The following is a 7,085-nucleotide window of genomic DNA, read 5'->3' as shown; positions in this document are numbered from 1 at the left end:
CTAAATTAAACGTCAATGAAAAATTGTCTGAAATTTGACTTAATCGATCGATATCAAAGAGTGATGAGTAATAATTGATTGATTTTTCAAATTATTGTGAGCTTGGTTGAGGTGAACTATGTGCGTAAGATTTCCAATAAAACGAAAGCCTATTATGCACATAAACACCATTTGACGTAAGTGTGTTCGGCATTGGGAGCGATATGCGGGGTGAGGTTGGTATTTTTCTTCGGTTGGTTTGTATTGCTTTGCGGTAAAATTTAAGGCCACCATTTAGTGACCTTATGTTTAGGTCGGTTGATTTATTGGACTTGGTTATTACTGTGTGTCCGCCTGATATACGAATATGAACTGACCATTCATATTAGGGATGTTATTAGCTGGGCTGGTACTCACATAATTTTGTTTGATGCAGTTTTTAACACATGGGTTGGAGGGGGATACAATAAATTGACCATCCCTGGATGGCAGGCTGCCAATTGGGCTGACGTTTAGGTAAACCGATTTGTTGAAGGATTCTTGGCCTGAAGATATGAATACAAATTGACCATTTTCATTAGGCATGTTGTTAGCTGGGCTGGTACTCAAGTACGTTGCAGCTAATAAATTCGTTGATAGTAGTGAGAATAAAGCAATGAGCATTAGATTAAGCGATATTTTCATGGTTCTGATCTCATATTGCCTTGTAATAGTCATATAATTTTAGTGTATTTGTGATCTTTGTATTGATTTTTTGTTAGGCTGTTGATTTAAAAGCGTATATATATGCTGTTTGATCACTGTTCTAGCACGGAGTTATTGGTTATTCGTATTGTGTATGTGATCGAGGTACAGCTTTCGGTGTAATAGTGTTGCCTGTAGTTTATGGCTGGAATAACATCAAAAGAAAGCGCTTTCTTGGGTTTAATGAGGGAAATAGAGGTTTACTCAATTGGGTACATGTTACAACTAAAGAAAGCGCTTTCTTGAATGGTTTCTACATATAAAGGATTATGTAATGCATAATAAAAAGATTTTAGCTTCCATGTTTTGTGGCTTGTTGTTATCAGCAAATGGTGCTGTCGCTGATGAAGTTAAGCAAGGGGGCACACTTACTGTACCAATCATCAATACTGGTTTCGTTGAGAACTTTAACCCATACACAACAGGTAGCTTGTTTGATGGTGTGCTATACGAACCATTAATGATGTTCAATATTAAGACCGGTAATGTGGAGTATCGTCTCGCAGAGTCAGCGGAATATTCTGATGATTTGAAGACTATAACAGTCAAGCTGCGCGACGGTTTATCTTGGTCTGATGGTAAGCCTCTGACAGCAAATGATGTTGTGTTCAGCTATACAATGACAAAAGATGTGCCTGCGTTTGATTCAGCGGCCATTTGGACATCCGGTAAACTAGCGAGTATCACTGCTACTGATGCTAGAACCATTGTTTTTGAGTTAAATCAGGCGGATTCGACATTTATCTGGGATCTTCCTAAATATTATGTTTTGCCAGAGCATGTTTGGAGCAAGGTGAGTAACGCAGACTTGCCAACATTTACCAATCCAAATCCTATTGGTAGCGGCCCAATGACAGTGGTTAAATACCTAAAGCCACAGCAAATGGAGCTTTGTCGCAACCCCCATTACTACCTTGAAAACCGTCCTTATCTCGATTGTATTAAATACCGCTCATATAATGATAACTCTCAAATACAGCCGGCATTGATGAAAGGGGAAATTGATTGGGGTTCTAACTTCATCGCCGACGTCGATAATACTTTTGTCGCGGCTGACCCAGAAAATCATCATTACTGGTACCCGGCTAATGATGCTATTCACCTCTATGTGAATACGCAAGAGAAGCCATTTGATGATTTGAATGTTCGTAAAGCATTATCGATGGCTTTAGATCGAGATGCAATTGTTGATATCGCTGCTTATGGCTACCCAACACCAAACTATAATGTTGGAGGTATTGCTGAGCTGTATAGTACGAGTATCAGCAAGGAGGTAAACGAAAAATATAAAGGCCTGACTCAATATAATCCTGAAAAAGCTAAACAACTTCTTGATGCTGCAGGTTATAAAGATCGAAACGGTGACGGTTTCAGGGAGATGGCCGACGGCAAGACGATTGAGTTTGATATTGAGGTTGTCAACGGGTGGACAGACTGGATCCAGGTTGTTCAGATGGTTTCAGAGTACTATGAAGAGATCGGTATCAAAGCAAACGTGAAAACAGTCGACTGGGCAGTGTATGACAAGAACCTGAAAGAAAGCGGGTACAAAATGTCTATAAACTGGTCGATGGTTGCAACGAACCCCATCATGGCTTACCAGGAGTACTACTTAACGTCTCGTATCGGTAAAACGTGGCATGCTGGACACGGGGTACACTCTAAAGATATAGATGCGCTAATTAATAGTTTCGGTCAGACAGTAAATCCAGCTGAGCAACAAGAGATATTGAATAAACTTCAAGAGTTTACAGCAGAAAACATTCCATTTATCCCACTGTTTTCTAATGCAACTTGGTTCCAGTATAACAGCTCAAAGATTGTTGGTTGGCCTAGTAAAGACAACCCATATGTTCAACCTAGCTTTTATGATGGTGGCAATCGTAACCTGATTATCAACAATCTTCATTTGAAATAACTTATAAATAATTTAAAGGGTCACTGTATAAACTTTGACCCTTTGATTATCGGATATATATATGAGCTTTTTACTACGTAGACTCAGCTTTTATTTTGTTGCTTTTTTTATAGCGATCTCTTTTAATTTTTTGCTCCCAAGACTAATGCCTGGAGACCCTATTGATGCCTTGTTTGCCGCAGCCCAAGGACGATTGGATCCTGCGCAGATGGATGCCGTCAGGGAAATGTATGGCTTTATGGATGGTTCAACATTAGAACAATATTTTGCATACATCAAAAGTGTATTCACTTTGGACCTTGGGCCATCAGTACTGATGTTTCCTGTTAGCGTAACTGATGTTATTGGCCAGGCGTTGCCATGGACTATTTTTCTGGCATTAGGCTCATTGATCGTCGCTCTTATAATTGGGGTCTCGATTGGTACTTATGCTTCGTATCGCCGAGAAGGCTTGTTTGGACAAGTCATTCCGCCAACACTGGCATTTATCAGTAATTTTCCTTATATCGTTACGGCACTATTGCTCTTTTATTTCTTCGGTTTGCAATTGGAGTGGTTTCCTCTGGCCTATACCTATGATCCGTCACTAGAGCCGGGGTTCACTATGGAGTTTATTTCCAGCGTGCTAAAACATGCTGTATTGCCTATGGGCTCGATGATTGTCGTTGGTATCTCAACTTGGGTATTCAACATGCGTAATGCGATGATCAATGTCCTTGGTGAGGATTACGTCACCATGGCCGAAGCAAAAGGCCTCAGCAGTTTTCGCGTTATGTATCGGTATGCGGGACGAAATGCGATTCTGCCTGTAGCGACAGCCATTGCGATGGCAATCGGTTTTTCGTTTGCAGGCTCAATTATGACTGAGGTTGTGTTTAACTATCAGGGACTGGGGAATATCCTTCTAAAGGGCATTGTTGCAAGGGATTACCCACTAATTCAAGCAATCCTGCTTATTCTTGTTACAGCCGTGCTGACAGCGAACTTCATAGCAGATCTTCTTTATGTCTGGCTTGACCCTCGGATTTCTAAATAAGGTTTGATTATGAGTAAGTTAATGGATTCATTCGACAATAATATGTCCGATCGTCAATCGAATAATTTTCAAAAAAAGTGTAAAGAAGTGCTTTCAGCCTTACACGCTTTCTTTCATGGTAACCCGCCTGCGATTATTGGTGGTTTGTTGATTTCTATCGTGCTGATTGGTGCGCTAATGGCCCCTGTTCTTGCAACCCATGATCCTAACAAACGAGTTGCCAGGCCGCATATGCCGCCAAGCAGCGAACATGTGCTAGGAACGACCCGAAGTGGACGTGATGTATACAGTCAGGTTCTATACGGGGCCAGGAAGTCGCTAACAGTTGCACTCTCGGCTGGGATTATCGCCATGACACTGGCTGTAGCAATTGGTGTGACATCTGGTTATATGGGAGGCAAGGTTGATGAGTGGCTGAACTTCGTTACCAATGTCTTTCTGGTCTTTCCGCAGTTACCACTGCTTATTGTCCTGGCCGCTTTTCTGGGACAGGTTGGCTCGCTGGTTATCACTATATTGCTCGGGGTGACCTCCTGGCCATGGGGAGCAAGGGTAATTCGTTCGCAAACTATGGCTATCAGGAATAAGGAGTTCATTATTTCTGCTGAAGTTATGGGTGAGTCAAAAACACGCATCATTCTGGTCGAAATTCTGCCGAACCTTATCTCGATTGTGTTTGGCGGTTTCCTTGGGACGGTGATTTATGCGATGGGCTCCGAAGCTGGCTTAGGTATCTTAGGGTTGGGGGATGCCACAGAAGTGAGCTGGGGCTCGATGCTGTATTGGGCACAAACGTCATCAGCACTGTACACGGGCGCCTGGTGGGAAATGATTGTCCCTGCGATGGCACTGGCTGTCACCGGCGGTTCTCTGGCTCTGATCAATATGTCGATTGACCAGGTGAGTAACCCGAAATTGAAGACAGGACCACACATGAAGTTGTGGAAAAAACTGAAAAGAGAAGCAGATCAACGCCGAGGCTTATTATGAAAGATGTACTGCTAGAGATTAATAATCTTTGTGTCGATTATGTATCCCCAAATGGTGTGGCGCGGGCCGTCAATAATGTCAGCTTGACTATAGCTCCTGGTGAAACGCTTGGGATCGCCGGTGAGTCGGGATGTGGGAAAAGCACACTGGCCTTCGCAATTTCACGTCTGCATAAAGCGCCTGCATTGATTTCTGAGGGAGAAATCCTCTATCAGGGACGCGACGTATTGAAGATGTCCGACAAAGAGCTGCGTGATTATCGTTGGAAAGATGTGTCGGTCGTGTTCCAGAGTGCAATGAACTCACTCAACCCGGTAATCACTATCGGTGAGCAACTGGTGGATGTGATCATTGCCCACAAGAATATCCGCTACGAAGAAGCCCACCAGAAAGCGGTTGAGCTACTGGCGATTGTTGGTATTCATGCTGATCGGATGGCCAGCTTCCCCCACCAACTGAGTGGAGGGATGAGGCAACGGGTGGTTATCGCTGTAGCCCTGGCTCTGGAGCCAAAACTGATCATTATGGATGAACCGACGACGGCACTGGATGTGGTGGTAGAGCGAGAAATTCTGAATGAGCTTTACGATTTAAAGACTAAATTTGGGTTCTCTATATTATTTATCAGCCATGATTTGAGCCTGATGGGAGAAATTGCTGATCGAATTGGTGTGATGTACGCAGGTAACCTCATCGAAATAGGTGATGCAGAAACCGTATTTGGTAAACCTTCTCATCCATATACGCAAGGGCTGATCGCATCATTTCCTACCATTCACGGTCCGAAAGAGCGGTTGTATGGTATTCCGGGTAACCCTGTTGATTTGTTACGTATTCCTGTCGGTTGTAATTTCCAGGAACGTTGCAGTCAGTGTTTTGCCGATTGCAGGCAAAGCGAACCGGAATTGATTAGGCTAAATGATCGCCACCATGCGGCATGTCACCGTTTATAAGGAAGAAGTGATGGACTATATAGAGAATAAAGATGTTGTACTCTCTGTACGGAACTTGGTAAAGGATTTTCCTATTGGTAAATCAGGTGGCAAAGATCAGTACATGCGAGCTGTGAATGATGTGTCATTCGATTTATGTAAAGGCGAGGCCCTGGCAATTGTTGGTGAATCGGGTTCAGGTAAAAGTACCGGCGCACGGATTTTGACCCGCATTTATGATCAGACTGATGGGGACATTTTATTTAAAGGGCAGCCCTTGCATGAATATACCAAGGAGCACGGCAGCCTGGAGTATGCTCGTCAGGTTCAGATGATTTTTCAGGATCCGTTCGGCTCACTTAATCCGGTGCATAACATCTATCACCACATTGCCAGACCTCTGCTGATCCACAATAGGGTGGGTAAGAAAGCCGTTCAGAAACTGGTCTATGAATTGCTGGAAATGGTAGGCCTGAACCCGGCAGTAGAAACTGCCGAAAAATACCCGCATCAGCTAAGTGGCGGCCAGCGTCAGCGTGTGGCTATCGCCCGGGCAATAGCTGTCTCGCCGGAGGTTATTCTGGCAGATGAGCCTATCTCGATGCTTGATGTGTCTGTTCGTTTGGGGATCTTGAATTTAATGTCAGATCTGAAAGACAAGCACGGCATCTCTTTCATGTACATTACCCACGATATTGCTACTGCACGGTATTTTGCTGAAAAAACGGCAGTAATGTACGTCGGTCATATGGTGGAGTGGGGCAATAGCGATAAGGTTACGCAGACTCCGCAACATCCGTATACCCAGTTGCTTCTTTCTGCTGTTCCTGAAGCCGGACGGTCCGGACGGCGCGAACTCAGTGCCAAGAAAGGTGAAATTCCGTTATGGAAGCCGAATAGTTACGGGTGTCCGTTTGCACAGCGTTGTCCGAGAGCAAGTAGTCAATGTGTCCAGGTTTTACCTGCGGTTACTCAGCTTGCAAGTGATCACTTTATTCGATGCCACCATATCTAATTCGGGCATCGATTCTGGTTTTTTCGCGCTAAGCAAGAAAGCGCTTTCAAGAAGTTTGGTTAAATAAAATGGCAAAAAAAATTATTACGCAATCTGGCGATATAAAGGGTAAGTTCGTCACTATGGATGGCGAAAAATATTATGTGATTGAAAATGTTGATCACATGGATCCTTTTTTTATCAGTGTGGTATCGGCCAGTGATCACTGGTTGTTTATCTCGTCGGCAGGAAGCCTATCGGCGGGAAGAATCAAGCCGGAACTTGCTCTGTTTCCTTATAAATCAGTTGATTATATTCATGAAAGTGCTGAGAACACAGGCAGTAAAACGATTGTAAGGGTGACAGGTGAAGAAGGGATAAAGCTTTGGGAACCCTTCAATGTGCACCATGACGGGCTATATCAAATCCAGCGGAACCTCTATAAAAATACCGTGGGTGACAAAATTGTCTTTGAAGAGGTGAACTTGGATT

At 43.6% G+C, this 7,085-nt stretch carries 5 protein-coding genes and 1 pseudogene; all 6 read left to right on the top strand.

The annotated features are described in order from the left end of the window. The first annotated feature begins 997 nt into the window (after positions 1-997). Positions 998-2,641, top strand: a complete 1,644-nt coding sequence (locus MHN01_RS11645; protein ID WP_239411504.1) for an ABC transporter substrate-binding protein — start codon at positions 998-1,000, stop codon at positions 2,639-2,641. A gap of 61 nt (positions 2,642-2,702) precedes the next feature. Then, the gene (locus tag MHN01_RS11640) at positions 2,703-3,677 is read left to right on the top strand and encodes an ABC transporter permease (protein WP_239411503.1); all 975 of its coding nucleotides are present in this window, start codon (positions 2,703-2,705) and stop codon (positions 3,675-3,677) included. A gap of 42 nt (positions 3,678-3,719) precedes the next feature. After that, positions 3,720-4,667, top strand: coding sequence for an ABC transporter permease (locus MHN01_RS11635; RefSeq protein ID WP_239411505.1), 948 nt, complete (start codon positions 3,720-3,722; stop codon positions 4,665-4,667). Next, a complete protein-coding gene (locus MHN01_RS11630; protein WP_239411502.1) occupies positions 4,664-5,620 on the top strand; it encodes an ABC transporter ATP-binding protein in 957 nt (318 codons plus the stop codon). The genes MHN01_RS11635 and MHN01_RS11630 overlap by 4 nt, the downstream gene beginning before the upstream one ends. Before the next feature lie 10 nt (positions 5,621-5,630). Continuing rightward, on the top strand, positions 5,631-6,614 hold the full coding sequence (locus tag MHN01_RS11625) for an ABC transporter ATP-binding protein (RefSeq protein WP_239411501.1): 984 nt from the start codon (positions 5,631-5,633) through the stop codon (positions 6,612-6,614). A gap of 68 nt (positions 6,615-6,682) precedes the next feature. Further along, a pseudogene (locus MHN01_RS11620) lies at positions 6,683-7,085 on the top strand (hypothetical protein); the annotation flags it as partial.

The sequence above is a fragment of the Photobacterium sp. OFAV2-7 genome, from assembly GCF_022347985.1.
Lineage (GTDB): Bacteria > Pseudomonadota > Gammaproteobacteria > Enterobacterales > Vibrionaceae > Photobacterium.
The sequence above is the reverse complement of the archived record's forward strand: the minus strand, read 5'-3'. Positions and strand labels throughout refer to the sequence as shown.

What these genes read in the sequence shown, in the direction of transcription:
- MHN01_RS11645 (WP_239411504.1), top strand. Translation starts at nt 998, where the DNA reads ATGCATAATAAAAAGATTTTAGCTTCCATGTTTTGTGGCTTGTTGTTA.
- MHN01_RS11635 (WP_239411505.1), top strand. Translation starts at nt 3,720, where the DNA reads ATGTCCGATCGTCAATCGAATAATTTTCAAAAAAAGTGTAAAGAAGTG.
- MHN01_RS11640 (WP_239411503.1), top strand. Translation starts at nt 2,703, where the DNA reads ATGAGCTTTTTACTACGTAGACTCAGCTTTTATTTTGTTGCTTTTTTT.
- MHN01_RS11625 (WP_239411501.1), top strand. Translation starts at nt 5,631, where the DNA reads ATGGACTATATAGAGAATAAAGATGTTGTACTCTCTGTACGGAACTTG.
- MHN01_RS11630 (WP_239411502.1), top strand. Translation starts at nt 4,664, where the DNA reads ATGAAAGATGTACTGCTAGAGATTAATAATCTTTGTGTCGATTATGTA.